A 26438-nucleotide genomic window follows, 5' to 3' on the forward strand; every position below is an offset into this window, starting at 1 on the left:
AATCAGCAGGTTATTCAGTCGATAGTAACCTGCCCGCATACGATCGCAAGCATTTTTTGCAAAAAAGTGTAGATGCAATCGCTTACGCTCTGTATAATGCCGCGGCAATATTTATTAACCTCCCAGGTGAGATATTGCCCATGCTACGTATCGCAAAAGAAGCCCTGACGTTTGACGACGTCCTCCTCGTTCCCGCTCATTCTACCGTTCTGCCGAACACAGCCGATCTTGGCACTCAGCTGACCAAAACGATTCGCCTGAACATTCCTATGCTCTCTGCGGCAATGGATACCGTGACTGAAGCGCGCCTTGCAATTGCACTGGCACAGGAAGGCGGCATCGGTTTTATCCACAAAAACATGTCCATTGAGCGCCAGGCGGAAGAAGTTCGCCGCGTGAAGAAACACGAATCCGGCGTCGTGACCGACCCGCAGACCGTTCTGCCAACCACTACACTGCACGAAGTCAAAGCGCTGACCGAGCGTAACGGCTTCGCGGGTTATCCGGTAGTGACCGAAGATAACGAACTGGTCGGTATCATTACCGGTCGTGACGTTCGTTTCGTGACCGACCTGAACCAACCGGTTAGCGTTTACATGACCCCGAAAGATCGCCTGGTAACCGTACGCGAAGGTGAAGCGCGTGACGTGGTCTTTGCGAAGATGCACGAACGCCGCGTGGAAAAAGCGCTGGTGGTTGATCCAAGTTTCCACCTGCTGGGCATGATCACCGTTAAAGACTTCAAAAAAGCCGAGCGTAAACCTAACGCTTGTAAAGATGAGCAGGGGCGTCTGCGCGTTGGTGCAGCGGTTGGCGCGGGCGCTGGTAACGAAGAGCGTGTTGATGCGCTGGTTGCCGCAGGCGTTGACGTGCTGCTGATTGACTCCTCTCACGGTCACTCTGAAGGCGTTCTGCAGCGTATTCGCGAAACCCGCGCTAAATATCCTGATCTGCAAATCATCGGTGGCAACGTGGCGACCGGTGCAGGTGCTCGCGCACTGGCTGAAGCAGGTTGCAGCGCGGTCAAAGTCGGTATCGGCCCTGGCTCCATCTGTACTACCCGTATCGTCACCGGCGTAGGTGTACCGCAGATTACTGCCGTCTCCGATGCGGTTGAAGCGCTGGAAGGTACCGGTATTCCGGTTATCGCCGATGGCGGTATCCGCTTCTCCGGCGACATCGCTAAGGCTATCGCCGCGGGCGCCGCTGTTGTTATGGTTGGCTCCATGCTGGCAGGTACCGAAGAATCTCCGGGCGAAATCGAACTGTTCCAGGGCCGTTCTTACAAATCCTACCGTGGGATGGGTTCTCTGGGCGCGATGTCCAAAGGTTCTTCTGACCGTTACTTCCAGAGCGATAACGCCGCTGACAAACTGGTACCGGAAGGTATCGAAGGTCGCGTGGCTTACAAAGGTCGTCTGAAAGAGATCATTCACCAGCAGATGGGCGGCCTGCGCTCCTGTATGGGTCTGACCGGCTGTGGTACTATTGACGAGCTGCGTACGAAGGCTGAATTTGTACGCATCAGCGGTGCGGGTATCCAGGAAAGCCACGTCCACGATGTGACCATCACCAAAGAGTCCCCGAACTACCGCATGGGCTCCTGATAAGTTTCCGCGCCCGGTTTTCACCGGGCGTTTTGTTATTGTTTCACTTGCCTCGGAATTAACGTCAAATGACTGATAATATTCATAAACATCGCATTCTCATCCTTGATTTCGGATCGCAGTACACGCAGCTGGTGGCACGTCGCGTACGTGAACTGGGCGTCTACTGTGAGCTGTGGGCTTGGGATGTTACTGAAGCACAAATCCGTGAGTTCAATCCGAGCGGCATCATTCTCTCCGGCGGCCCGGAAAGCACCACCGAAGCCAACAGCCCGCGCGCACCGCAATACGTGTTTGAAGCAGGCGTACCGGTATTCGGCGTTTGTTATGGCATGCAGACCATGGCGATGCAGCTGGGTGGCCACGTTGAAAGCTCCAGCGAGCGCGAGTTTGGTTACGCTCAGGTTGAAGTGAAAACCGATAGTGCTCTGATCCGCGGTATTGAAGATTCTCTGACCGCCGACGGCAAACCGCTGCTGGACGTGTGGATGAGCCACGGCGATAAAGTCACGGCGATCCCGTCTGACTTCGTGACCGTTGCCAGCACTGAAACCTGCCCGTTTGCGATTATGGCGAACGAAGAAAAACGCTTCTACGGCGTGCAGTTCCACCCGGAAGTGACCCACACTCGTCAGGGTCTGCGTATGCTGGAACGTTTTGTCCGCGATATCTGCCAGTGCGAAGCGCTGTGGACTGCGGATAAAATCATCGAAGACGCTATCGTGCGTATCCGCGAACAGGTTGGCGATGACAAAGTTATCCTTGGTCTGTCCGGCGGCGTTGACTCTTCCGTCACCGCGATGCTGCTGCACCGCGCGATTGGTAAAAACCTGACCTGCGTCTTTGTCGACAACGGCCTGCTGCGCCTGAATGAGGCAGAGCAGGTGATGGACATGTTCGGTGACCACTTTGGCCTGAACATCGTTCACGTCGAAGGCGAGAAGCGTTTCCTTGATGCGCTGAAAGGCGAGAACGATCCGGAAGCGAAACGTAAAATCATCGGTCGCGTGTTCGTTGAAGTATTCGACGAAGAAGCGCTGAAGCTGGAAGATGTGAAATGGCTGGCGCAGGGTACCATCTACCCTGACGTTATCGAATCTGCGGCTTCTGCAACCGGTAAAGCACACGTCATCAAATCTCACCACAACGTGGGCGGCCTGCCGAAAGAGATGAAGATGGGTCTGGTTGAACCGCTGCGCGAACTGTTCAAAGACGAAGTGCGTAAAATCGGTCTGGAACTGGGTCTGCCGTACGACATGCTCTATCGTCACCCGTTCCCAGGTCCAGGTCTGGGCGTGCGTGTGCTGGGTGAAGTGAAGAAAGAGTACTGCGACCTGCTGCGTCGTGCGGACGCTATCTTCATCGAAGAGCTGCACAAAGCTGACCTGTACAACAAAGTAAGCCAGGCATTCACCGTGTTCCTGCCGGTTCGTTCCGTGGGCGTAATGGGCGATGGCCGCAAGTACGACTGGGTTGTTTCCCTGCGTGCTGTAGAAACCATCGACTTTATGACCGCGCACTGGGCACACCTGCCGTATGATTTCTTAGGCCGTGTCTCCAACCGTATCATCAACGAAGTGAACGGTATTTCCCGCGTGGTGTATGACATCAGCGGTAAGCCACCGGCGACGATTGAGTGGGAATGATATACAGCTACCTCATAGCTCATCATATCTACTCAATTTAGTACATAACCCTCTGTAAATACAGAGGGTTTTTCTTTATATCACATCAAATCTATTCACTCTATCTCACTTTTTACGCCGGTATATGTGACGGTATTACCTGTAAGGTATACTCTCATACCGTCGAACCATGGATGTCATACGGGTGAAAAGTGCTTACCGATACAAAACTAAAAAATCTCAAGCCGCAGGAAAAACTCTATAAGGTTTCTGACCGTGACGGGCTATACGTTGCTGTCCTCACGTCAGGATCTGTTTCATTCCGCTATGACTACCGTATCAACGGACGCCGCGAGACCCTGGTTATTGGTCAGTATGGGCGTGACGGTATCACTCTGGCAGAAGCACGTGAAGAACTCAATGCAGCTAAAAAGCTGCTCAAGTCATGCCAGTCGCCAGCTGCAGCAAAACGTGACGGTATCAAAAAGATCCGTGGCGCTGAGACATTTGCGGTACATACCGACAGTTATATGAAACACGTCGTTCTTGCTGAAAGCACCAGGTCAATGAAACAGGCTGTTATTGAACGCGACATCATGCCGGTACTTGGCAACAAGATGATGGCTGAGATAACCACGGGGATGGTTCGTGACCTGTGCGACAGAATAGTTGATCGTGGTGGGCGCGCTACTGCGGTGCAGGCTCGCGAAATAATTAGCAGTGTATACCGGTATGCAAATGACCGTGGCCACGGGCTGTTTAATCCGGCTGCTGACATCAAGCCATCGTCGATCGCCACATTCAAGCCAAGAGAACGGACACTGGGAGCAGAAGAGATCAGCTTGTTCTTCCGTTCGCTGGATGATGTCGGGGCCATGGGCACTATGAAAATGGCGCTCAAGCTGGTTATGCTTACCCTGGTACGAAAAGGCGAATTCACCAATGCGACATGGGATGAGGTGGATTTCAAAAAATTGACCTGGACTATACCGGCCGACAGAATGAAGGCTGGCCGTGCGCATGTTATTTACCTGTCTAAGCAGGCGCAGGATCTTTTAGTTGGCTTGCAGATGTGTGCAGGTGGTAGTGAATATCTTGTACCTGGTCGATATAACTTCAGAAAACCATTATCAAACGCCGCACTTAACTCTCTCATCGATAGGACTGTCGAAGCGATCAACAAGGACGGAGAAAAAATACAGCCTTTCACTGTACATGACATGCGCCGCACTGGCAGCACGCTCCTGCATGAAGCGGGTTATCCGTCTGACTGGATAGAGAAGGCTATTGCTCACGAACAGAAGGGGGTTCGTGCGGTATATAACAAAGCTGAGTACGCCCGTCAGCGTGAATACATGTTGCAGCAGTGGGCTGATATGGTTGATGCCTGGATTAACGGGGAGCATACAGACCTGGTGCCGTTCTCCCCGTCGAAGTTTGAAATATGGATGCAAAAAGGTTGATGTCGTTTCTTTGTGGTTAAATGAATACGTCAGCCGGATCGCCGTGGGCGGCAGCGGCCTGGTTAGCCTCCCGGCGAAGGCTAAGAAATTGCCCAACCGGATCCCAACTACTAAGGATTGAATCCAAAGCGTTCTGGCTGTGACATGTCACAAGGCGTTGCTTCAATGCTAATGAGCAGGCCCGTATATTAGAGCGAGTCGGGCCAGCCATTTTCATGCAGAGGCAAAGTGTAATCAGCAGATCAGCATACTCGTCGGCAGACACAGCCAGCTCTGCGTCACCAATTCGTTTCTGTAGTTCAGGCAGTTTGTGTTTCAGGCTCATTCTTTTTCTTACCCTGATTGTCAGTTGGTGCAAGCGGTGCGTTTCGCATCGTTGCAGATAGCATTTCTATTAGTGATGGGTATGTGCCAGCACGCACAATGCTCTCTCTTTCGTACTGCTCTGCATCTTCGCGCTTCACGCAGCCTCCGTTCTTACCGCCGGGACTACGAAGCCAGGAAGCAACTGAACCGCCGGCCCTTCGCACTGGTTACCCCAGACGTCGAAGCCATGCGATGACTGGCGGGCGAATAACTCGATGCGCGGTATGTCTCCAAGTAACTGCACTAGCTTTTCCCGGATTACGTCAGGTTTGCGTGAGTTCTCTAGGCGCGATGCAGTGACATGCTGGCAGATCGAGGCGTCCATTCGTGCCGGCAGTTTTCCGCGCACCGCAAACAGGCAGTCTTCGCTGTTCGCTCTGGTCATGTGGCCCATGCCAATCGCACTGTTTCCTTTGTGCTTGTTGGTCTTGTGCCAGGTGAATCCCTTCATGGTCATTAGCCGGAAACCCCACGCTTCGACAACTTTAAGGGCTTCAACTGGCTGAGTAGGCACCCACCACATGGCCAGCAAGCAATCCTCTGCAGCTAGCTCCCAAACAGGGAGGCGACAGATATCAAGAACGCTCATTACTGGGTACTTAAATCCAGCTCCGCGATCACCATCAGCTGCCTTATCCCTATATGACCAAGGGGGGTCTGCATAAATAAGTGTGTACTTCTCGGCCATTATTTACTCCCTTTATCATTCAGCTTTTCAGCGACTCTCTGTGCGGCAATCGGATTTTTGATAATCAATTTGGCCGGTGTTAACCAACCACCGTGTTTCTCTGAATACCGAAGTGTGATTAACCCAACTGTTATGTCGCTGTGTGGGTTAGTCATAAACCACCCCACGGCAGCAGATACCAGCGTAGTCACCAGACCGTAGCCCTTTGCTACGATCAATGCATTGCCCACGGCGAACAGCTATGCGAGCGCGTTCGATTTCACCTTTCGCGACATCCATACACTGAAGCCAGAGATGGGTAGCGAGTCTATATTGGCCTTTCAATTCGCGGTTAATGGCTTGCTTCTCGATTTCCAGAGCCGCGGGCGTAACGGCAACAACTTTTGAAATCCTGCGCTGGGGTACATAGTCTTCGTGATACTTCTGCAGTTTTGAAAGTCGGTTCATCGTATCCAACCCTCCCGAAATATAATCGCCAGCAGCATTAGCCAGGCGGATATGGCGGCCAGGTAAACTACCCATCCTGACCACTGTTCCCAGTATCGTTTCAGCGCTGTCATGCTGCTGTGTTCATTGGTCGGTACTGGCGTTGATCAACCGGTGGCTTTTTTCCGCCGAACTCGTCAGGGCTGGCAGCCCTGCGTTCATCAAGCCACTTTTCAACTTCTTCCTGAGTCCATACACAGCGTTTATCAGTGATGTACCAACGTTTGGGGAAATCCCCATTTTTCTCCATGCGATCGATAGTGCTCATTGATAACGGCACCACCGCTAAAAGCTTTTTCCTTCCTAATGCACCTTTCATAGTTACCTCTCTTAGTGGTGCGGCGCCGTAACGCCGCGATGGTGTTGTTTACATGGGTACTTCGTTCAGTTCTTCGCGGCGGATGGTGTATACGTCGGTGGCGCGAGAAAGACGGTCATCATCAGCTGATAGCTTTTTGGCCACGTATTTGTATGCGTTATCCAGATCAGCGACGGTGTTGTAGTTCATCGCTGCGCCAGAGAATGCCGTCAGAATTTCTTCAGGGTCACGGTCATCAACCTTCTGATGTCTTTCCGCCTGCGTCTGCTCTGGCTTTGCATTAATCAGGTTATTCATCCCAGCTGCGGTGCTGCTTTGAGGTGTGATGTCACGCTCTACGCGTGGCTCCATCTCCTGCAATTCGTCAGGGGTATAGACGCCCATGATTACGTCAGGACAGTGCAGGCGTGACCAGCGCTTGGTTGCCAGGTAAGCAAGCTGTTGTTTAGGATCGCTCGCCCAAAGAGTTGAGTTGCGTACTTGGGCTTGAGACAGGAGCAATTCCAGAATGCGTGGTTCACCTTCACCCTTCATCGTCGCCCATACACGTACGCCGCATCCCGCTTCATCCTTCAGTGTCCATGCTGGTGCAATGTAGGTATTTCCCTTCTGAGATGTTTTCTCTACAAACTTGCCGATCACATTTTCCCACGGTCCGAACCACTCATAGTTGATGCGGTCTTTCGTTGGCGACATCGTGGTGATAACAGCATTTACCAACTGGGCCTCATAACCGAGAGTGCCGCTGACGACATGAGTTTTCTGCGCGACGGCGAATGGGTTCATACCCCACTGAGCAGCCTGCATTGCAACGGCCATACAATCTGCTGGTTTTCCGGCGAGGTGAGCCGGTACGGTAACGCGGCTTTGAGCCATGACCTCGGCAAACTTCATCAACTGGTTTAACCCTTCAGGGCTAAAAATGGTGGCAGCGGTTCCAGCGATAGATGTATCTACTGGTGCATTCATGGTTGTAATTTCGTTGCTCATACGTACATATCCTGTTTGCGTGCCCACTCAGGGCGTTTAATTGTTTCAATGCCGCCCCATTCATCGGACTGGCGACACTGGTGATAGGTATTAATATCCCGGCGGAACAGTGCGTGTCCGGCGTCAACGTCAGGCGCATCAAGCTCGAACACGCGCACCGGGTAACGACCGCAGTCGATGGTTTCGCTCACCGCCAGGAAGAAGAATCCGTGTGGCTCCCCGGTTGTATGCTGTGCACCTTCGCGGTACATAGCGTCCTGGACGTGGTAACGGAACTCATCTATGTGGCGCGAGAATCGCTCCATGTCGGCCACTTTTTTCACATCAAGAATTACCGGGTGATTCTTCAGCCGCTTGTCCGGTCTAATGCGGCACAGCTCGCCAGTCTCCGGATCCGTCCAATAGTGCGATGCTTCGCAGAAACCTTCCGCTTCCAGCAACCAGCGCGCAGCGGGGTGTGCCATTGTGCTATCGCGCATCAGCTGCAACTTACGGCCCTGCTCAGCATCCATAACCGTCATTCCCATTCCATCAACGTCGCGGAGGAAAGCGGCTTCTTCCTCTTTTCCGGCGGTAGTACGGCGGTTGAACTGTGGAGACACAATGAAGCGCTTATCGAATTCTTCCGGCTCCAGCAGCAGGCAGTGCAGGGCGGTACCCATATCCAGAGCCTTCAGCTTTTCGGTATCTACTGGCGCCGATTTTTGCCACTGCAGAAGTGACGGACTTAGAGCAACCATATCCAGCTGCGACTTACTCACGCCGTCACCGGCGTGGTAATCCTCGTTGCTGATATCGAAATAAATCCCCGGTTTCATGCCGCGTCCCTCGCACTGTCGATTTTGTCAGCCAGGTCAAGGCGCGCGATAATGCCGGTAAGCTCACGTTTGAATGAAGACATGACCTCATCGAACTCGCAGCTTTCACGTGCGGCTTCAAGTATTTCTGGTCGAACACCGGCGCGGAGTAGTGAGCGCTCAAAGGTGTCATCAAGGTCAGACCCGCAAACTGCGTCGATAAGCTCAACATGACGCTCGTACAACTCTGAAGACAGCTGATAATCAGAACCAAATAACGCGATGATGTTTTTCAGGTTGTTGAATTGTTTGATATTCATAAAACACCTCAGTATTTGATTGTTGTAGCTGGCACTTTTCCGCGAGCAATGGCGATAACACATGCCTTTGCCCAGTCTTCAGGTATTCCCTGATCAATCAGCGCCTGTACTGCTGACGCGTTAATCGTGCGACGATGTTCGACGTCGGCTGCACGGGCTGCAGTTTCCTCAGCGATGCGTTTTTCTTCCGCCAGTCGTGCTGCTTCTTTTTCCTCTTCTTCACGACGCGCCTTTTCTGCTGCTTCCTGTGCTTTGCGTTTCTCCGCTGCGATAGCTTCCTGCTTTTCACGTTCGGCGAGCTCAGCAGCAGCTTTCTTCTCGTCCTCTGCTTTTTGCACAGCGGCAATGCGATCGCGTTCAGCGTTCTCTGCCTTTAGCTTTAATTCCGCTTCTCGGCGCGCAGCTTCTACGCGTTCACGCGCGGCGTTTTCTTCTGCTTCACGCCTGGCCTGCTCAGCTGCCTGACGCTTCAATTCTTCTTCGTGAGCAATACGCTGGCGCTCCGCTTCAGCTTTTTTATCTGCCTGGTCACGGTCGAATGCTTCGTTCATCAGCAAGCCAACTTCGTAGTCAGCTTCGAATTTCACTCGTTCTTCTTCAGCTTTTATCCGTGCCAGTTCTTCAGCCTTGATTCGTTCTTGCTCTGCTTCCCACTCAGTGGCGGGGCGACGGATTTCCACGGCCAGTGCATCCAATTCATCGCGCACCTTTTTGCGACTTGCATCTACGAGTGCCGGCCGTTTTTTCATTTCAGCAACCAACGCCTTACCCGCATCATCAATTACTGTTTTTGTGCGGCGAACGGTTGAGGCCATGCTGATATAAACGCCACGACCTTTAACCGTGTTTACGTCGCCAACGACAGATGAAGCTTTCTGGCGAATGTCAGCAATTAGGTTTGTGATGTAATCATCACTAATGAATGCCGCCTCAAGGTCTGCCGCGGCTGGCAGTGTCACCAAAACTAATTCTTTCGATTCACTCACTTTCACTTCCCCCAAATTTCGTCAGCGACTTCATTCGCTTCTTTCGTCACGAATGCCCACTCAATGCCTTCCTGCAGGTCACGAAACTTCCAGCTCATAACCCCGCATGCTGTAACGCAGTACCAACCATTGATGAACTGCCATTGCATAATCGTTACCTCAATGTGTTACCGATGAGGTAATAATTATTCACATGTGATTTGTTGTCAATAGATATGACTTTAAAAAATTACCCGAGAGGTAAAGGTGATGGCAATAAAAAAGCCGCGCAATGGCGGCTTAATTACTGAATTATAATGACTTTATTGGTCGTCCTTTTCGTGCTGGGCTATCACAAAATCAATGAAACTTTCGATCTTCTCTTTCTCACCCTGGGGTAACAATGCGAAGCGTTCATGGTCATAGTTGATAGTTGCTTTGCCCAACTGGGGGATCATTAGCTCGTATGGTTTTCTACCAAATGCCGCGGCAATCACTTCGAGGTGAGCCACGTTCGCCGATACATCATTGCGCAGGATGCGCGCGATGGTTGGCTGACTAACGCCGCATGCATCCGCCAGGCGTTGCTGAGAAGATAGCTCTTCGTTGTTCAGCATCCACTGCTTCAGGTTGCTGGCCACTATCTGGCGGGCATCGCCGTAATCAATACTTGCGACTTCCTCAAGGTTAACCAGTCTATGGTCAACGTCCAGCCAGTTTGTAGGCTTGCGAGCAGCTTTCTCAATTTTGCGCGCAGATGAATCACCAATTGCCTTTTTACCATTTACCCAGCGATTAACTAAGTTGGACTGAGTTTCCATCCTTTCCGCCAGGCGAGACTGGGTGCCACCGAATTCGGTGTTAATTAAGTCTTTCAGGTTTTCGCAGCGAATATCCTGGATGCTTTTCATATCGGGTAAAAATATCTCTCTTGGTGAATCATTTAGTTATTAAATTTAAAGCAATTTTACCTCACAGGTAAATGAACCTCTAGGGTAACAAAACTTGCTTTTTGTTACCTTTTAGGTGAATATTGGTTATCTGAAATGAATATCAGGCAATAGCTATGAGCGAAGAAACTAAATTCGACTTTAAACGGAACTGGCTTGATCTGACTCCTGATGAGCGTGATGAGTTCGCGCAAGACGCCGGAACGACAAGCCACTACATACAAACTCACCTGACAGGTAAGCGCAAGATGCCTGGTAAGCGATTGATGAATGGCCTTTTTAATGCCTGCAAAGCTCGGAATTGGATTAAAAACAAAACCGAACTCGCCGTATTTTTCTACTCCTGAACCCCTCTGAATTACCCCTCTGCCGCCTCATGGCGGCATCTGCATTTCTATTCACACCTCAAAGGTAACAATTATTCATTTGTGGTTGATCTTTTTGTGTCTTGATGCAAAATTACCAAAGACAAATAACAAAGAGGTGGGCCGATGAAGCGAATTACACAGCGCGAGGCTATCGATCTTGGATTAACGCGCTTCTATACCGGGAAGAAATGCGTACACGGTCATGATAGCGAGCGCTACACCATTAGCGGTGAGTGCGTCCAGTGCAACAACGAACGCGCGCGGCGCCAGGCACAGTTGCGGTCTGAAAAATTGAAGGCTGCAAAAAGAGCTCGGGAGGCTGCATGAAGCATTATCAAAAAATAAATGGGGATAACTGGCGGCATGTTTGGGCTGTTGGTGACCTGCACGGCTGCTACACCAACCTAATGAACCGCCTGGAGGAGGTTGGTTTCGACCCCGCGCAAGATCTGCTTGTCTCTGTCGGCGATCTCATCGACCGCGGTGTGGAGAACGTCGAATGCCTAGATCTGATTAACCAGCCCTGGTTCCTAGCTGTGCGAGGCAACCACGAGCAAATGATGGTCGATGGCCTGGCGGAATATGGGAGCTTGAGCCACTGGATGGCGAACGGTGGGGGCTGGTTCTTCTACCTAGACCCAGACAAAGAGGTACTGGCAAAGTCACTTGTTCCGAAAGCGGCCGAGTTACCGCTCATCATCGAGATTTCGAAGGGGGGGAAGAAGTTTGTCATCTGCCATGCTGACTACCCGAGCGATGAATATGAATACGGCAAGGAAGTAGGCCAGGAGCTGGTTATCTGGAATCGTGAACGTTTTAGCTTATCCATGGATGGGGAAACAAACCATATTCATGGTGCCGATCTATTTGTTTTTGGTCATACCCCCGTTCGGTCTCCAATCCTATACGGCAATCAGCTTTATCTAGATACCGGTGCTGTTTTTACTGGAAACCTTACTCTCTATAAATTAGATGGGGGGGCTTATGGCCGGTGACTGGATCAAGATGCGTGCCGATTTGCATACGCATCCAAAAGTTGTCCGCATGGCGTCCGCATTGAAAGCGGACAGATTGCGGATTGTTGGCGGACTACATTCCGCTTGGTGTCTTTTCGATGTCCACTCTGTTGACGGTTTTCTTGACGGATACAGTGCGGAAACTCTCGATGACCTGATCGGCTTTCCCGGGTTTGCTCGTGCAATGATGGCCGTTGGATGGCTTGAAGAAGACGATGAAAGCCTAGTAATGCCGCGCTTTGAAGCCCATAACGGGCAGTCTGCAAAGCGTCGGGCACAGGACGCTGACCGTAAGCGTGAAAAGCGAAATGTCGTCAAAAAGTCCGCATCAGAAGCGGACAAAAAGCGGACCAGAGAAGAGAAGAGAAGAGAAGATATAAAAGATAAAACCCCACACATAGGCGACGAGCAAAATCATCCTGTGGATAACCTGAAGGGGGACGATGCTGATCCTTCTGCAAACAATATCGTGATTGACGGCTATGCCCCGCCAGGTGGAATCGGAGCATTTGGCAAATTTCCGATGGTAGAAGATTGGAAGCCTGATGCCGACCTCACCAGAAAAGCCGCTCTATGGGGAATCAACCTCAAGACGGATGTGACGCCGTTCGAGCTGGCGGAGTTCATCACGTACTGGAAGGCAGAAGGCAAAGCTTTTCATCATGAGCAGTGGGAGCAGAAGCTAGCACGGAGCGTTCAGGCATCAAGGGCTAAACCTATCAAGCCGCAACAGCGTGACGTGAACGCCTTGTCTGAGCCTGAGAATACGATCCCGCCAGGATTCAGGGGATAGGCCATAAGCACTAGCAGCGCGAAAGCGCCTTTTTTTAGGTCTTTACTGTTACCGAATGGGTAATAAAATAATCTCAAATCTATTGAAATTAATTCGAATGTGTATTTTAATTACCTGAGAGGTAAGTTATGCGTAAGGCAATACAGGCTCTTGGCCGGTTGAAAACAGGGCAAATGAACAAGACCGAAGCCGAATACTGCCAACTGCTTGAGATACGTAAGCGCGGCGGGGAAGTCGCCTGGTACCGGTTTGAGGGTATCAAGCTGCGTCTGGCTGATAACTGTTTCCTGACCGTCGATTTTGCCGTGATGTTGGCTGATGGCCAACTGTTGATGGTGGACGTTAAGGGGAGTAAGGCGGTCTTTACCGACGATGCGAGAGTCAAGATGAAGGTTGCAGCAGACAGCTATCCGTTCGTCTTTCAGGTTGCTTATCCAAAACCTAAAAAGCTCGGCGGTGGGTGGGAGATTGAGGAGCTATGAGCGAGAAGACCAATGCTGCTGGATTGATTGTTTCCGGTGATAAAAACCCGAACTGGAAGGGTGGGAAAATCGAAAAGGTTTGCGCCGTATGTGGCAAGCAATACCAGGTTAAGCGGGTCAATTCTTCCTCGCGATTTTGCTCTCTTCAGTGCGTTGGCATCTCACAGAGAGGAAAGACGGTTAACCGAGAGCAAAATCGTGAAACGAAATCATGCTGCGTTTGCGGATCTCCGTTCTCTGTTTTCAGAAGCCATGCGAAGCGCATGAAGTGTTGCTCTAAGTTGTGCTCCAACGAAATGCGGTCATCTCTCATGAGGGGCGACGGAAACCCTAACTGGTCTGGTGGCTTATCGCGCTTGCCATATCCGTGGGACTTCCGGGAAACGAGCAAAAAGGTGATCGAACGTGACGGGTTTATTTGCCAAAACCCAGGGTGTGACGGAACTGACGAAAGGCTCACTACTCATCACATCAATTACGACAAGCAAGACTGCCGGCAGGAGAACCTGATTTGCCTTTGTTCCAGTTGTAACTCGAAGGCTAATTTCGGTCGGCATGAATGGCAAATGTTTTATGAATCAGTGATGGCTAAGAGATAGGTCAAATCGACGATCCTTTTAGTTATCAAACTAATCAATTACTTATGCGGGTAAGCGGGGGTAAAGATGAACAATCATATCAGTGAGTTGGTCAAGCGCGGTCATGATGCCACTTTAGATCTGAAAGCTTCATGCGGATCTGTTGATGTGCGCGCTATGGCGCAACTGATTAGCGATCTGGCAACTCAGTTAAATGTAAGCCACGTAGCACTTACTGAATCCCGTCGCGAGTTCACAGCAGCAAACGCGACTATTCACAATCTGGAGTTGAAGGTGGAGAAGGTTGTCGCTGAGAATGTGGCGCTGAAAAAAGCGGCTGAGTTCGCTACCGCTGATGACATGTGGATTGAACAAACTGACGGAATGCTGGATTACCGCTATGTCGATTGGTATGCCGATGTGCTGAGGTCTGCAATGGAAACCCCAGTCACCGACGCCTTCCTGGCTGAAGTGCGGGCTCAGGGCGCTGACGAAGTGGCGGCTACCTGCCGATTACTTGCCGATAAAGATGGTTGCTCCGTGAATATGCAGTGCAGCTACAACCTGACAGCCGAACGTGCTGAAGCAATCGCCGCCAAGTTACGCCAAGGAGCCGAGCATGAGTAAGCTATCGAATGGATTTATTCTCCGCGCTATCTGGCATGCGGTCCTGAAACAACTTCCGGTTCGCGTTACCCACAACTATTTCGGTGATGGAAAAGTAGTGAGCCTATGCAAAAACGACTGGCTCTGGTTGCGCAGCAGCACCCAGATTTGTACGACTGGCCGTCAGCGTTCATTAGGGCTGCCACTAAGCGATAGCCAGTCTATGAACCGCATCAAGCGTCTTGCTGAAGAGCGGCGAATTGAACGAGAGAAGATGCCTGGCGGGGCGTTCTATTTCTGGCTTCCTGACAGCCTGAATAAGCCAGCCTTTGAGCGTTGCCTTGAGCTGATGGGTTCGGAAGGGCTTACGGATAAACCCGCCAATATCACCAATTACGATGAAATCGTGGAGCGAGTGCGGGCGGTACTCATGAATGAGTTTGGCGGCATTAATTTGAAACAGGAGCGCGCCCAATGAACGATATCACCGCACTGGTTAGCGTACAAAAAAACGCAAATCTGCATCGCCTATCAAGACTCATTGCTTACGCACCTAGTGACGAGCTGCGGCAAATGGCGGTTGAGGTTGAGCAATATACCGATCGCCTATTTGGGGCACTGGAACACTACAAGTCACGCGAGGAACGTGTCACAAAACTGGTCCTTGATAACTCAGTGAGTTGGGAGGAGTTATTCAAGCAACTTGAAGAGGCAAAGCAGCGCAACACTGAGCTGGTAGAGGCACTGGAGAAAGCGACCTCCGAGCCGGTAGCGTTGCGTTGGCGCTGGAATGACAATGATGCGCAATGGACGTATGCCCCAGCCAGCAAAATGCCTGACTTTGTTGCTGCTGGTTTTTCGCCAGAGAATGGCGTGGTGATAGAAAGTCTCTACACCGTGCCCCCTGCGCTGGAGTCCCGCACCGTCACCGTGAAGCTGCCACCAACATTCTGGTATGAGCACGACGATTTGGCGCGAGAGGTTCCAGTGTTGGATAAGCGCCTCGTGAAGAAAGCGCTCCGCTCCGCTGGCATCCAAGTTATCGAAGGAGAAGGACAATGAGCATCATCCTGCATAACGCAGACTGCTTTGACGTGTTTCCGGCAATAGCCAGCGGTACCGTCGATTTGGTATGTGCTGACATTCCATACGGCACAACACAGTGCAGGTGGGACTCCGTTCTGGACCTTGAAACCATGTGGTCCGAGCTTTACCGCATCGCAAAGCCAAACGCCGCCATCGTGCTGTTTTCGGCGCAGCCCTTCACATCCATTCTGGTTAGCAGCAATCTGGTCGACTGGCGCAGCGAGTGGATATGGGAAAAGGGCAACGCTACCGGTTTCCTGAACGCAAAGAAACAACCCCTTCGCGCTCACGAAAATATCCAGGTGTTTTACCGCCACCAGCCAACGTATAACCCGAAAATGACTGATGGCCACGTTCGCAAGACCAGCAAGCGCAAAACGGTTAATTCTGAATGCTATGGTAAGGCGCAGAACCTTTCAGAATACGACTCAACTCAACGGTACCCACGGGATGTTCAATTCTTCTCGAGCGATAAGCAGAAAGGGAATTATCACCCGACCCAGAAGCCGCTGGCGCTGGTGAAATACATCATCGAAACCTACAGCAATCCGGGTGATACGGTGCTGGATTTCACTATGGGCAGCGGTACCGCAGGATTGGCATGTCAGGAAGCTGGTCGCTCATTCATCGGCATCGAAAAAGAGAAACCAATTTACCAGACCGCCTGCCAGCGCATGGGAATTCAACAGGAGCGTGCAGCATGACAACCAACTTAACAGACCCTGCACTGGTACCAGACGAAGAACTCGACCAGATGATTTGGAAGTTAGAGCGTGACGGCGGCATGACGCCCAAGCTGCTGTCGTTGATGAGAGAGCTGCGGGAGCGGCGCAAAGCAGAAAAAAAAAAGCAGAATTAAACACCGGGTGCAGCCGGTTCAAGTGGAGAACTTTCAATGAGCGTACATAGCCAACGTTTTCTAACCCCTGAGGACCTCTATCAGTTAACTGGTTACCGCCGCCCTTCACTCCAATGCAAAGCGTTGAAGGATAGCGGCGTGTTTTTCATCCCACGAAAAGACGGAAGGCCAGGAACTACATGGGATCACGTTTCGAACCCTGTCGGATTAAAACTGGTGATGATTAACTCAGAGGAAGAAGAACCTAACTTCAAGGATATGTGATGCCTAGAGTCCGCAAAAATGCAGAAGATAACTGGATGCCTCCACGAGTACGCCGGGGTAAATCAGCATATGAATTTCGCTCGCCAGATGGACGAACAATAAGGCTATGCAATGCGGATCTAACCAAATCGCAGGTTTGGTCTGCTTACGAAAACTTCATCAACGATCTCAAGGTTGGTACTAGTTTTCTGGCACTAACTGAAGAGTTCTTTAATTCTGGTGATTTCCATGAACTGGCAATGGAAACACGCAAAGATTATCGAAAGTATGGGGCGAAGGTGAATGTTGTTTTTGGGAAAATGAAACCAGATAACATTAAGCCTGAACACATCAGAAAGTACATGGATAAACGTGGTGTAAAGAGTCGAGTTCAGGCTAATCGCGAGAAAGCGTTTATATCTAGAGTTTTCAGATGGGCTTACGAACGCGGCAAGGTGAAGATGAACCCCTGCCAAGGAGTGAAGCAGTTCAAAGAGAAGGCACGTACGCGATATGTCACTGATACCGAGTATAAAGCCCTACTGAATGTGGCACCCGACTTGGTGAAAATAGGAATGGAGTTAGCGTATCTATGCTGCGCTAGGCAGGGGGACATTTTAGACTTGAAGAAGGCGCAAATTCTTGAAGAGGGAATACTCATTGTACAGAGCAAGACATCTGTTCCGCAGATCAAAGCCTGGACCGAGCGTCTTCATTCAATTATCTCGTTGGCTGAGGCGCTACCTCTGCGTTCTGGCATCAGTAGCATTTTTGTTCTCCACCAGCTATCAGGTTCTAGATTCACAAGAGATGCCTTTAATGCTCACTGGATGAAGGCCAAAAAAATTGCCTGTGAGAAATATCCAGAGATGGATTTCAATTTCACCTTTCACGATCTCAAGGCCAAGGGTATCTCAGACCTTAGCGGTTCATTGAACGAGAAGCAGGAAATTGCCGGTCATAAAAATGCGTCACAGACCGCCAGATACAACCGGAAAATTTCTGTAGTTCCAGTAGTCGGGGGGCAGTAATGCCCTCTTTCAATGGCGATGCCGAATGGCGAAACAATGGCGAAGTCATGAGACAAAAACAAAAAAACCACCCGTAGGTGGTTTCACGACACTGCTTATTGCTTTGATTATTCTGCTTTATTCCCATGGTGCCCGGAGTGGGACTTGAACCCACACAGCGCGAACGCCGAGGGATTTTAAATCCCTTGTGTCTACCGATTTCACCATCCGGGCTAGGGAAAAGTGGAGGCGCGTTCCGGAGTCGAACCGGACTAGACGGATTTGCAATCCGCTACATAACCGCTTTGCTAACGCGCCTTTGAAGCTTTAACACCCGCAACTGCCGATGTTTTAATTTGGAGCGGGAAACGAGACTCGAACTCGCGACCCCGACCTTGGCAAGGTCGTGCTCTACCAACTGAGCTATTCCCGCATTATCAAGTTTGTTTACTAACCACTTGATTTTGCTATCGTCTGGCAATCAGTGCTGCCGTTCGATGCGTTGCATTCTACTTATCTGACGCGATGAGTCAACGGTATTTTTCGCAACTTGGTGTTGTTTGCTGAAAATAACGGCGAAACGATCACTCTTGAAGCAAATCACCGCGCGCCGCGTTCAGATATTGCAGCATCGACCACAGTGTTAGTACCGCTGCGACGAGGAACAATGCAATTCCTGCCCACTCTACCCACATGTTTGGACGCCACAGCATCCACACCAGCGCGGTCATCTGAGCGGTCGTTTTCACTTTGCCGATCCACGAAACAGCAACGCTGCTGCGTTTGCCCAACTCGGCCATCCATTCGCGCAGTGCAGAGATGATAATTTCACGGGCAATCATGGTTGCGGCAGGCAACGTCACCCACCAAGTGTGGTAGTGCTCGGCCACCAGCACCATCGCAATCGCCACCATCACTTTATCGGCCACCGGATCAAGGAACGCCCCAAAGCGCGTACTCTGATTCCAGCGACGCGCCAGATAGCCGTCAAACCAGTCGGTGACGGCAGCCACGAAGAAGATCAGCGCACAGGCAAACGGCGCCCATGGCACGGGAAGGTAGAACGCCAGCACGAAAAACGGAATCAGGATGACGCGGAACAACGTAAGCAATGTAGGGATATTATATTGCATGGCGTGGTAACTATCTGTTGTTAGTAAATATTAGCCCTATGTTGCTACAGAGCCCCTAATGTTTCAACGAGTAGAAGATCTTTTCTGCTAACCCAAGCGATATTCCGGGTACTTTAGCGATATCATCGATGGTCGCCTGCTGCAAACCCTGCAGGCCGCCCATATATTTGAGCAACATCTGACGCCGCTTTGGCCCTACCCCTTCAATAGTCTCAAGGGTACTGGTGCTTTTCACCTTCGCGCGCTTTTTACGATGCCCAGAAATGGCGTGATCGTGCGATTCGTCGCGAATGTGTTGAATCACATGCAGTGCCGGTGAGTCAGGCGGCAAATTGAAACCTTCGCCTTCTGGCTCAAAGAACAGCGTTTCCAGCCCCGCTTTACGGTCGCTGCCTTTGGCGACGCCAAGCAGCAACGGGTGATGTTTATCCCAGGGAACGTTGAGTTCGGCAAAGACGGTCTTTGCCTGTCCTAACTGCCCTTTCCCACCATCAATCAGGATAACATCGGGTATTTTGCTTTCTTCAATCGCCTTGCCGTAACGGCGGCGTAAAACTTGATTCATTGCCGCGTAGTCATCGCCCGGCGTGATGCCGGTAATATTATAGCGACGATACTCGGCGCGTAGCGGACCATTGGCATCAAAGACCACGCAAGAGGCGACGGTCTGTTCGCCCATGGTATGACTGATGTCGAAGCATTCCATGCGTTTTATCGCCGGAAGTTTCAACTCCGCGGCCAGCGCCTGAAGACGTTGATGTACCGTGGACCGCTGGGATAATTTTGTCGACAGCGCCGTGACCGCATTGGTGCGCGCCAGTTTCAGGTAGCGCGCGCGGTCACCGCGCGGTTTAGTCTGCACCTGAATACGTCGCCCGGCCATTTCGGACAAGGAGTCGGCAAGCAGGGTTTTATCGGTAAGCGCAAAGTCGAGGAGAATTTCGCCCGGCAGGGTACGCATCTGGCTCCCCTGGAAATAAAACTGGCCAACAAAAGTTTCAACCACTTCGCCCAGTTCGGTATCGCTGGGGACTTTTGGAAAGTAGCTGCGGCTACCCAACACTTTGCCCTGACGAATAAACAGCACGTGTACGCAGGCCATGCCAGCTTCAAATGCCACGCCGATAACGTCAAGATCGTCGCCGTTGTTTGAGACAAACTGTTTTTCCGTGACCCGGCGAACGGCCTGAATTTGATCGCGGATACGCGCGGCCTCTTCAAACGCTAACGCCTGGCTGGCTTTTTCCATCCGCGCAATAAGCTGCGTCAATACCTGATCGTCTTTCCCGGAAAGGAACAACCGCACGTACTCAACCTGCTGCGCGTACTCTTCTTCACTCACCAGCCCCGCGACACAAGGGCCAAGGCAGCGACCGATTTGGTACTGCAGGCACGGACGTGAACGGTTACGATAAACGCTATTTTCACACTGGCGAATTGGGAAGACTTTTTGGAGCAGCGCCAAGGTTTCGCGCACCGCGTAGCCATTCGGGAACGGTCCAAAATACTCCCCTTTCGCATGCTTAGCGCCGCGATGCGTCGCCAGCCGCGGATGGGCGTCGGAACTCAGGAATATAAAGGGATAGGACTTGTCATCGCGTAACAATACGTTATAGCGCGGCTGGTACAGCTTGATGTAGTTGTGTTCAAGCAGCAGCGCTTCCGTTTCCGTGTGGGTAACGGTGACATCAATTTGGGCAATTTGCGCGACCAGCGCTTCCGTTTTCCGAGAGGACACGTTGGTTCGAAAATAGCTGGCAAGGCGCTTTTTAAGATCTTTGGCTTTACCAACATAAATAACCGTGCCGCCGGCGTCATACATACGATAAACGCCGGGCTGGCTGGTTACGGTTTTCAGAAAGGCTTTTGAATCAAAAACATCAGTCACTGACTTGCTAACGACTCCGCATTGCACAGGCCATGGCGAATTGCCAAGTGGGTCAGCTCAACATCACCGTGGATATTCAGCTTACTGAACATGCGATAACGATAGCTATTGACCGTTTTGGGACTCAGACTCAACTGCTCTGAGATCTCATTCACTTTCTGACCTTTAGTGATCATCAGCATAATCTGCAATTCACGTTCAGACAAACTGGCAAACGGAGACTCCGTCTTTTCAGGTTCAATCTGACTCAATGCCATTTGCTGAGCGATGTCCGAGGCAATATAACGCTGCCCGGAGAACACAGAGCGAATCGCATTGACCACCTCTTGCGGCGCGGCGCCTTTACTGAGATACCCCGCAGCGCCCGCCTGCATCACTTTTGCTGGCAGTGGGTTTTCCGTGTGTACGGTTAACATAATGACTTTGGTATCGACCGCGGAACGCGCAATCTTGCGCGTGGCCTCGAGGCCGCCGATTCCCGGCATGTTCATATCCATAAGCACGACATCAACGGGATTAGCACGGCACCACTTCACCGCGTCTTCTCCACAGTTGGCTTCGCCGGTCACTCTAATACCTTTAATATCTTCGAGAATGCGTCGTATCCCTGCGCGCACCAGTTCGTGGTCATCAACAAGAAGAACGTTGATCAAAGGAATAATCTCCAGAATAGGGATAACGCTACTACTGCTTAATTCCCCCATAGTACCGGGTTTTATATCAACTGTGAAAGTCTAAAAATGCCAGAGTCTCGATTTCGGTCTCGTTTTTGGAAATAATCATATACAACAACCGTAAATCGCTCAAAAACAACAAGATACATAACGGTAAAATTAATGCGCATACGGACTTAATCGGGATAAACACGTACTTAATCGTATATCTGCTAAATAGGCCTCATAATATGTAACAATAATTAACGGTGACAAAACCATAATTAAACATTGCCCTGCTAACTAACTGTGTCTACAACGTTAAATAATAATCAATATCTGGCTGGATTACGGGCAAAAAACAAGCACTCCTTTTTTTCCACCGGCTTGTGGTATACTGCGCCGCTTTCATAATCCGCATCGCGCAAATTGCGCAGAAATCGTACGAGGCAATAAATGAGCACACCTGATTTTTCCACCGCTGAGAATAATCAAAATCTGGCGCAGGAAGTTTCCTGCCTGAAATCTTTGCTGACCCTTATGCTGCAGGCCATGGGCCAAGCTGATGCGGGCCGCGTGATTATTAAGATGGAAAAGCAAATTGCGCAGTTAGAAGATGACGCTCAGGCTGCCGTATTTTCCAGCACCGTTAAGCAAATTAAACAAGCTTACCGCCAATAATAATAAACCGGCTGTCAGCATCACTGCTCACAGCCGGTTTGCGGTCTGACACGCAGAACCTCAGTGTCGCTCAGATCACACCAATCGCCGCTGCATAACAGGCAATCTGTGTTTTATTTGGCGCATTGAATTTCTTCTGCATATTCTTCTGGTGAAAATTCACCGTATTTTCCGAAATAGACAGAATCATTGAGATCTCAGCCGAGGTTTTTCCCTCTGCCGTCCATTTCAGAATTTCTAATTCACGCTTGCTGAATTTCATTTCCCGCGGCATGACCATCTCATCTTCCAGCCGTAATAACGCCAGAAGACTAAATTCCAGCATTACCTGTAAACGCAGCGCAATAACATCCTCAGCATGCGGGTTACGCGTCGTACGGGTACGCGAAATCGACAAGAAGCCGTGGGCATGATTTGCCAGCATCAGGCACTGAGTGGCCCCCGTTTGCAGGCCGTGGCCACGCGCAGCATCCCACAGTTCTGGAGCATCACGGAACAGCTCATCATCCCAGCGTAAATAGCCCAACGAGAAATTATCAGGCTTCAACACCGGGTCGATAGCCATATAGTTTGCCGCCTTATATTGCGACATCCACGCGTCTGGGTAGGTGCTATATGCCGAAACTTTAGGCCGGGTGAAAGGCACCGGATGACGAACGCACAGAGCGAAGAAATCGTACTCCAGACGTTCTGTTTGCTGCTGGAGCAGTTGGTAAATTTGGTCGCTTGCCGAGGCCGCCTGGAAAAGATGCAGCATTTCCCGCCGCCAACTGAAAAAATCATCGTCTCTCATCACAACCGAGAAATCCCCTGATTAACAATTATTTTTATGAATACAGAAAACTAACACATAAATCTTATTTATATGTATAAAATATCACGCATCGGAAAAATAAACCCTATTCCCCCTATTTTCGTCACTCATCACGCGATAATCCCGCAAAGAGAGGCTTTTGTCGATTTACCGGCAACAGAATATCCGCCTATTGATTAGGCCGACTTAAGTAAAATTACTAATGAAAAAAGGGATGACATCTCTCGGGCATCATTTGCGATGGAAATTAAGTGATTTATTCGCGCCCCGCGTAATGACACGGGACGCGGCGTCACGCTACTGCATAAGGAATTTCTCGAGGAACTGCCGGGTGCGCGCTTGCTGTGGATTGGCAAACAGCGCTTTGGCTTCGCCCTGCTCGACGATGCGCCCTTGATCCATAAAGATGGCCCGGTCGGCTACATCGCGGGCAAAGCTCATCTCGTGGGTCACAATCACCAACGTGCGTTTTTCAACCGCCAGCGCGCGGATGGCGTTAAGCACCTCACCAACCAACTCAGGATCGAGCGCTGACGTCGGCTCATCGAACAAGATAACATCCGGACGCATTGCCAGCGCGCGCGCTATCGCCACGCGCTGCTGCTGCCCACCCGACAGACGACGCGGATAGCTATCTTCTTTCCCCACCAGCCCGACTTTGGCCAGCAATTCCCGAGCGCGGGCAATGACTTCCGGCTTGTCTTCGCCTTTGACGATAACCGGCCCTTCAATAATATTCTCCATCACCGTGCGGTGCGGGAAAAGATTAAAGCTTTGGAAAACAAAGCCGACATGCTGGCGTAAACGGCGGATAAGCCCCTTTTGTTGGCTAATGGGTTTTGCCGTATCAATGGTGATATCGCCAACCCGAATCGTGCCGCTCTCTGGCTGTTCCAGCAGATTGATACTGCGAAGCAGCGTCGTTTTCCCCGAGCCACTCGGCCCAATAATCGCCACCACCTCGCCTTCTTCTACTTCCAGGTTGATGCCGTGAAGCACCGTTTGCCCATGGAATTTTTTCACCAGGTTTTTGACTTCAATTGCACTCATTTCGGGTCTCGCTCCTGGCGGTTAAGCTGGTTTTCGAAATAGTTCTGCAGCGCCGACAGCACCGTTGCCATCACCCAGTAAATCAGCGAGGCAGCCAGATACATGGTGAACACTTCCAACGTCCGCGAGGTAATCAGCTGGGCTTGACGGAACAACTCAGGCACCTGAATGGTCGCGGCCAGTGACGTGTCCTTCACGAGGCTAATAAAACTGTTCGAAAGCGGCGGCAGTGCCACGCGAGCGGCCTGCGGTAAAATGGCGCGACGCAGCGTTTGCCATGGCGTCATCCCGATACTGGCGGCGGCTTCCCACTGCCCTTTATCGATCGACGAAATCGCCGCACGCAGCGTTTCCGCCGCATAGGCTGCGGTGTTCAAAGACAAGCCAATCATTGCCGACGGGATAGGATCCAGTTCTATACCAAACTGCGGCAGGCCGTAGTAGATCATGAACAGCTGCGCAATCAGCGGCGTACCGCGGAAAATCGAGATATAGCAGCGTGCCAGCCAGCGCACCGGCGCAATGGACGACATGCGCATCAGCGCGAGGATAAACCCCAGCACTAAGCCAAAGAACATCCCGCCAATACTCAGTTGGAGCGTAAAGACGGCGCCTTTAAGCAAATATGGCGCGGAGTCGATAATAAGTTGAATACTTTCTTGCATGGGCGCGTTCTACTTAAATGTGAGGATGATAAGCGAACAACGCAGGTGCGCCGCCGGTATGGATAAACAAAATTGGCCCTTCATCCTTGAAACGTTTCTGGCTGATGCCGTCGATAAGTCCGGCCATCGCTTTGCCGGTGTACACCGGATCGAGCAGAATCCCCTCCAGACGCGCCAGCAGCTTCACCGCTTCCATGCCTTCGTCGTTAGGAATGCCGTAACCCGGCGCAAAATAATCGTCCCACAGCGTAATGTCTGCCTTAGCCGTGAGTTCAAGGCGCTGGGCGATTTCCTGCTGTAGCATCACCACTTTCGGCAACTGATCCGCGATGCTTCGCGAAACCGTCACACCGATAAGCTCGGCTTCTGGCATCAGATGCTCAAGCCCAACCGCCAGACCCGCGTGGGTGCCTGCGCTGCCAGAGGCGACAACTACCGATGAAATGGATACCGCGCCTTCACATTGCTGAGCAATTTCCAGCGCGCTTTCGACATAACCCAGCGCGCCGAGCGCATTCGAACCACCCACCGGGATAACGTAGGGACGAAAACCCTGAGCTTCGATGCGCGTTGCCAACTCAGCCAGCTGCGCGTTAGGGTCAGTCAGCGCATCACACATTTCGACCTGCACGTTGAACAAATCAAGCAACAGGCGGTTACCGTTACTGAGATAGTTTTCCGCCTTGGTACCCATCGGATTTTCCAGCAGCGCCACGCAGTTCAGCCCAAGCTTCGCGGCGACTGCCGCCGTCTGGCGCACGTGGTTGGACTGGATAGCCCCAGCGGTTACCAGCGTGTCGGCCCCTTCTCGCAGCGCATCGGCGGCTAAAAACTCCAGCTTACGCAGCTTGTTGCCGCCCATTGCCAGCGGCGTAACGTCATCGCGCTTGATAAAGATATCGCGACCGATATAGTCGGAAAAACGCGGCAGGTATTCCAGCGGCGTTGGCGTGCCAATAAATTCCAGACGGGGAAAACGGGTTAAATTTTGCAGTGACATAATATCTCCTTAGTCTCGTTTTTATTATGCGCCGGAAATGAAAAAAGGCGCTGCATCAGCGCCTTTTTTCAATGACTACCGTTATTGCGTAACGTCAGCACCAAACCATTTTTCCGACAGCGCCTTCAGGCTACCGTCTTTATGCATGGCGTCAATAGCGCTATCAACCGCTTTCAGCAGGTCTTCGTTGCCTTTACGCAGCGCAACGCCAGATTCCTGACGAGAGAACGCGTCACCGGCAACCGCCAACGTATTGTTGGTTTTCTTCACCAGATCCAGCGCGGCCAGACGGTCAACCAAAATGGCGTTGATACGACCTACACGCAGATCCTGGTATTTGGTTGGGTCATCATCGTAGGTGCGGATATCCACACCCTGCACGTTCTGACGCAACCACTCTTCGTAGTTGGTCCCCAGACCCACGCCAACCTTCTTGCCTTTCAGGTCAGCGGCGGTCTTGATGGTGTCTTCACTGCCCTTTTTCACCAGCGCCTGAATACCGGAAATGGTATACGGTGTGGAGAAGTCATACTTTTTCTGGCGTTCCGGCGAAATAGTCACCTGGTTAATCACCACGTCGATACGTTTGGAATCCAGCGAGGCGAGCATCCCGTCCCATTTGGTCGGTTTCAGGTCGGCCTTCACACCGAGGTGTTCAGCCAGTTCATTGGCGAACTCCACTTCAAAACCGGTCAACTTGCCATCTTCGCCCTGGAAACTGAACGGAGGATAGGTGCCTTCCAGCCCAACGCGCAGCGTACCGCGCTCTTTGACTTGGCTTAACAAATTCTCAGCGGCAAACGCCTGCGCGCTTGCACCTGCAACCAACGCAACGGCCATTACGCCCATCAGCGCCTGACGACCCAGAAACTTCAGCTTCATTATACCCCCGAAAAGCTTCACTTTTTTGCTAGTGTAAACCGTTCGTCAGCGATGA

The 26438-nt window shown here is 51.3% G+C and carries 34 protein-coding genes, 3 tRNA genes and 1 pseudogene; 16 read left to right on the plus strand and 22 right to left on the minus strand.

Annotated features, from left to right (window positions below; all coding sequences use genetic code 11):
• Positions 1-140: 140 nt before the first annotated feature.
• From guaB to AB4K05_RS18310, 3 genes are all read left to right on the plus strand, one after another.
• Complete coding sequence (guaB, locus tag AB4K05_RS18300; protein ID WP_368481359.1) at positions 141-1607, plus strand: IMP dehydrogenase; 1467 nt, start codon at positions 141-143, stop codon at positions 1605-1607.
• Between the two features lie 68 nt (positions 1608-1675).
• Positions 1676-3253 carry a glutamine-hydrolyzing GMP synthase gene (gene guaA / locus AB4K05_RS18305; RefSeq protein WP_368481360.1) on the plus strand — a complete coding sequence of 526 codons (1578 nt, stop codon included), beginning with the start codon at positions 1676-1678 and terminating at the stop codon, positions 3251-3253.
• Positions 3254-3444: 191 nt separating this feature from the next.
• Positions 3445-4695 carry a tyrosine-type recombinase/integrase gene (locus AB4K05_RS18310; RefSeq protein ID WP_368481361.1) on the plus strand — a complete coding sequence of 417 codons (1251 nt, stop codon included), beginning with the start codon at positions 3445-3447 and terminating at the stop codon, positions 4693-4695.
• Between the two features lie 299 nt (positions 4696-4994).
• On the opposite strand, the gene AB4K05_RS18315 is transcribed toward AB4K05_RS18310, so the two are convergent.
• From AB4K05_RS18315 to AB4K05_RS18365, 11 genes are all read right to left on the minus strand, one after another.
• On the minus strand, positions 4995-5159 hold the full coding sequence (locus AB4K05_RS18315) for a hypothetical protein (protein WP_368481362.1): 165 nt from the start codon (positions 5157-5159) through the stop codon (positions 4995-4997).
• Positions 5156-5749: an MT-A70 family methyltransferase gene (locus tag AB4K05_RS18320; RefSeq protein ID WP_368481363.1), complete on the minus strand. Its 594-nt coding sequence runs from the start codon at positions 5747-5749 to the stop codon at positions 5156-5158. Before AB4K05_RS18320 ends, AB4K05_RS18315 begins: the two co-directional genes overlap by 4 nt.
• Positions 5749-5904 carry a DUF1317 family protein gene (locus AB4K05_RS18325; protein ID WP_368481364.1) on the minus strand — a complete coding sequence of 52 codons (156 nt, stop codon included), beginning with the start codon at positions 5902-5904 and terminating at the stop codon, positions 5749-5751. The genes AB4K05_RS18320 and AB4K05_RS18325 overlap by 1 nt, the downstream gene beginning before the upstream one ends.
• Positions 5897-6196 (minus strand): PerC family transcriptional regulator, encoded by a 300-nt coding sequence (locus tag AB4K05_RS18330; RefSeq protein ID WP_368481442.1) that lies wholly within the window; start codon positions 6194-6196, stop codon positions 5897-5899. Before AB4K05_RS18330 ends, AB4K05_RS18325 begins: the two co-directional genes overlap by 8 nt.
• A 109-nt stretch (positions 6197-6305) precedes the next feature.
• On the minus strand, positions 6306-6554 hold the full coding sequence (locus AB4K05_RS18335; RefSeq protein WP_368481365.1) for a helix-turn-helix transcriptional regulator: 249 nt from the start codon (positions 6552-6554) through the stop codon (positions 6306-6308).
• 48 nt (positions 6555-6602) lie between these two features.
• A complete protein-coding gene (locus tag AB4K05_RS18340; RefSeq protein ID WP_368481366.1) occupies positions 6603-7544 on the minus strand; it encodes a RecT family recombinase in 942 nt (313 codons plus the stop codon).
• Positions 7541-8362 carry a PD-(D/E)XK nuclease-like domain-containing protein gene (locus tag AB4K05_RS18345; RefSeq protein ID WP_368481367.1) on the minus strand — a complete coding sequence of 274 codons (822 nt, stop codon included), beginning with the start codon at positions 8360-8362 and terminating at the stop codon, positions 7541-7543. Before AB4K05_RS18345 ends, AB4K05_RS18340 begins: the two co-directional genes overlap by 4 nt.
• Positions 8359-8661, minus strand: a complete 303-nt coding sequence (locus tag AB4K05_RS18350; protein WP_368481368.1) for a hypothetical protein — start codon at positions 8659-8661, stop codon at positions 8359-8361. The genes AB4K05_RS18345 and AB4K05_RS18350 overlap by 4 nt, the downstream gene beginning before the upstream one ends.
• Before the next feature lie 8 nt (positions 8662-8669).
• A complete protein-coding gene (locus AB4K05_RS18355; protein ID WP_368481369.1) occupies positions 8670-9647 on the minus strand; it encodes a hypothetical protein in 978 nt (325 codons plus the stop codon).
• A gap of 2 nt (positions 9648-9649) precedes the next feature.
• Entirely contained in the window at positions 9650-9796 is a 147-nt protein-coding gene (locus tag AB4K05_RS18360; RefSeq protein WP_368481370.1) for a hypothetical protein, read from the minus strand.
• Positions 9797-9949: 153 nt separating this feature from the next.
• On the minus strand, positions 9950-10537 hold the full coding sequence (locus tag AB4K05_RS18365; protein WP_368481371.1) for a helix-turn-helix domain-containing protein: 588 nt from the start codon (positions 10535-10537) through the stop codon (positions 9950-9952).
• Positions 10538-10692: 155 nt separating this feature from the next.
• On the opposite strand from AB4K05_RS18365, the gene AB4K05_RS18370 reads away from it, so the two are divergent.
• The 12 genes and pseudogenes from AB4K05_RS18370 (at position 10693) to AB4K05_RS18425 (ending at position 17638) form a co-directional block, all read left to right on the plus strand.
• Positions 10693-10923: a hypothetical protein gene (locus tag AB4K05_RS18370; RefSeq protein ID WP_368481372.1), complete on the plus strand. Its 231-nt coding sequence runs from the start codon at positions 10693-10695 to the stop codon at positions 10921-10923.
• A 144-nt stretch (positions 10924-11067) separates the two neighbouring features.
• Positions 11068-11271, plus strand: a complete 204-nt coding sequence (locus tag AB4K05_RS18375) for a hypothetical protein (RefSeq protein ID WP_368481373.1) — start codon at positions 11068-11070, stop codon at positions 11269-11271.
• Positions 11268-11939 carry a metallophosphoesterase gene (locus tag AB4K05_RS18380; protein WP_368481374.1) on the plus strand — a complete coding sequence of 224 codons (672 nt, stop codon included), beginning with the start codon at positions 11268-11270 and terminating at the stop codon, positions 11937-11939. Before AB4K05_RS18375 ends, AB4K05_RS18380 begins: the two co-directional genes overlap by 4 nt.
• Positions 11929-12753: a DnaT-like ssDNA-binding domain-containing protein gene (locus AB4K05_RS18385; protein ID WP_368481375.1), complete on the plus strand. Its 825-nt coding sequence runs from the start codon at positions 11929-11931 to the stop codon at positions 12751-12753. The genes AB4K05_RS18380 and AB4K05_RS18385 overlap by 11 nt, the downstream gene beginning before the upstream one ends.
• 128 nt (positions 12754-12881) lie before the next feature.
• Positions 12882-13235: a DUF1064 domain-containing protein gene (locus tag AB4K05_RS18390; RefSeq protein WP_368481376.1), complete on the plus strand. Its 354-nt coding sequence runs from the start codon at positions 12882-12884 to the stop codon at positions 13233-13235.
• Between the two features lie 665 nt (positions 13236-13900).
• Positions 13901-14440, plus strand: a complete 540-nt coding sequence (locus tag AB4K05_RS18395; RefSeq protein WP_368481377.1) for a hypothetical protein — start codon at positions 13901-13903, stop codon at positions 14438-14440.
• Positions 14433-14897: a hypothetical protein gene (locus AB4K05_RS18400; RefSeq protein ID WP_368481378.1), complete on the plus strand. Its 465-nt coding sequence runs from the start codon at positions 14433-14435 to the stop codon at positions 14895-14897. Before AB4K05_RS18395 ends, AB4K05_RS18400 begins: the two co-directional genes overlap by 8 nt.
• A gap of 137 nt (positions 14898-15034) precedes the next feature.
• Positions 15035-15169: pseudogene (locus tag AB4K05_RS18405) on the plus strand (ead/Ea22-like family protein); the annotation flags it as partial.
• A gap of 308 nt (positions 15170-15477) precedes the next feature.
• Positions 15478-16209, plus strand: a complete 732-nt coding sequence (locus AB4K05_RS18410) for a site-specific DNA-methyltransferase (RefSeq protein WP_368481379.1) — start codon at positions 15478-15480, stop codon at positions 16207-16209.
• On the plus strand, positions 16206-16364 hold the full coding sequence (locus tag AB4K05_RS18415) for a hypothetical protein (protein WP_368481380.1): 159 nt from the start codon (positions 16206-16208) through the stop codon (positions 16362-16364). The genes AB4K05_RS18410 and AB4K05_RS18415 overlap by 4 nt, the downstream gene beginning before the upstream one ends.
• 36 nt (positions 16365-16400) lie before the next feature.
• Positions 16401-16628 carry a DUF4224 domain-containing protein gene (locus tag AB4K05_RS18420; protein WP_368481381.1) on the plus strand — a complete coding sequence of 76 codons (228 nt, stop codon included), beginning with the start codon at positions 16401-16403 and terminating at the stop codon, positions 16626-16628.
• Entirely contained in the window at positions 16628-17638 is a 1011-nt protein-coding gene (locus AB4K05_RS18425; protein WP_368481382.1) for a tyrosine-type recombinase/integrase, read from the plus strand. Before AB4K05_RS18420 ends, AB4K05_RS18425 begins: the two co-directional genes overlap by 1 nt.
• 126 nt (positions 17639-17764) lie before the next feature.
• On the opposite strand, the gene AB4K05_RS18430 is transcribed toward AB4K05_RS18425, so the two are convergent.
• The 6 genes from AB4K05_RS18430 to uvrY all read right to left on the minus strand — a co-directional run bounded on the left by AB4K05_RS18430 (position 17765) and on the right by uvrY (position 21291).
• Positions 17765-17851: transfer RNA gene (locus tag AB4K05_RS18430), tRNA-Leu, on the minus strand.
• Between the two features lie 10 nt (positions 17852-17861).
• Positions 17862-17935 (minus strand) — tRNA-Cys (locus AB4K05_RS18435).
• Positions 17936-17974: 39 nt separating this feature from the next.
• Positions 17975-18050: transfer RNA gene (locus AB4K05_RS18440), tRNA-Gly, on the minus strand.
• Between the two features lie 151 nt (positions 18051-18201).
• Entirely contained in the window at positions 18202-18750 is a 549-nt protein-coding gene (gene pgsA, locus AB4K05_RS18445; RefSeq protein WP_368481383.1) for a CDP-diacylglycerol--glycerol-3-phosphate 3-phosphatidyltransferase, read from the minus strand.
• Between the two features lie 55 nt (positions 18751-18805).
• Positions 18806-20638, minus strand: a complete 1833-nt coding sequence (gene uvrC / locus AB4K05_RS18450) for an excinuclease ABC subunit UvrC (RefSeq protein ID WP_368481384.1) — start codon at positions 20636-20638, stop codon at positions 18806-18808.
• The gene (gene uvrY, locus AB4K05_RS18455; RefSeq protein WP_035894107.1) at positions 20635-21291 is read right to left on the minus strand and encodes a UvrY/SirA/GacA family response regulator transcription factor; all 657 of its coding nucleotides are present in this window, start codon (positions 21289-21291) and stop codon (positions 20635-20637) included. Before uvrY ends, uvrC begins: the two co-directional genes overlap by 4 nt.
• Positions 21292-21747: 456 nt before the next feature.
• Between uvrY and AB4K05_RS18460 the strand changes: the two genes are divergently transcribed.
• Positions 21748-21972 (plus strand): DUF2594 family protein, encoded by a 225-nt coding sequence (locus AB4K05_RS18460; RefSeq protein WP_052283513.1) that lies wholly within the window; start codon positions 21748-21750, stop codon positions 21970-21972.
• A 70-nt stretch (positions 21973-22042) separates the two neighbouring features.
• Here the strand turns inward: AB4K05_RS18460 and sdiA are convergent, their stop codons facing one another.
• The 5 genes from sdiA to tcyJ form a co-directional block, all read right to left on the minus strand.
• Positions 22043-22765 (minus strand): transcriptional regulator SdiA, encoded by a 723-nt coding sequence (gene sdiA, locus AB4K05_RS18465; RefSeq protein WP_368481443.1) that lies wholly within the window; start codon positions 22763-22765, stop codon positions 22043-22045.
• A 318-nt stretch (positions 22766-23083) separates the two neighbouring features.
• Positions 23084-23836 (minus strand): L-cystine ABC transporter ATP-binding protein TcyN, encoded by a 753-nt coding sequence (tcyN, locus tag AB4K05_RS18470; RefSeq protein ID WP_368481385.1) that lies wholly within the window; start codon positions 23834-23836, stop codon positions 23084-23086.
• Complete coding sequence (gene tcyL, locus AB4K05_RS18475; protein WP_368481386.1) at positions 23833-24501, minus strand: cystine ABC transporter permease; 669 nt, start codon at positions 24499-24501, stop codon at positions 23833-23835. Before tcyL ends, tcyN begins: the two co-directional genes overlap by 4 nt.
• A 13-nt stretch (positions 24502-24514) precedes the next feature.
• Positions 24515-25501 (minus strand): D-cysteine desulfhydrase, encoded by a 987-nt coding sequence (dcyD, locus tag AB4K05_RS18480; RefSeq protein WP_368481387.1) that lies wholly within the window; start codon positions 25499-25501, stop codon positions 24515-24517.
• An 81-nt stretch (positions 25502-25582) separates the two neighbouring features.
• Positions 25583-26383 carry a cystine ABC transporter substrate-binding protein gene (gene tcyJ, locus AB4K05_RS18485; protein ID WP_368481388.1) on the minus strand — a complete coding sequence of 267 codons (801 nt, stop codon included), beginning with the start codon at positions 26381-26383 and terminating at the stop codon, positions 25583-25585.
• Between the last annotated feature and the right edge of the window lie 55 nt (positions 26384-26438).

Origin of the sequence: Kluyvera sp. STS39-E, from assembly GCF_040932435.1 — a bacterium.
In the GTDB taxonomy this organism is placed as follows: Bacteria; Pseudomonadota; Gammaproteobacteria; order Enterobacterales; family Enterobacteriaceae; genus Kluyvera.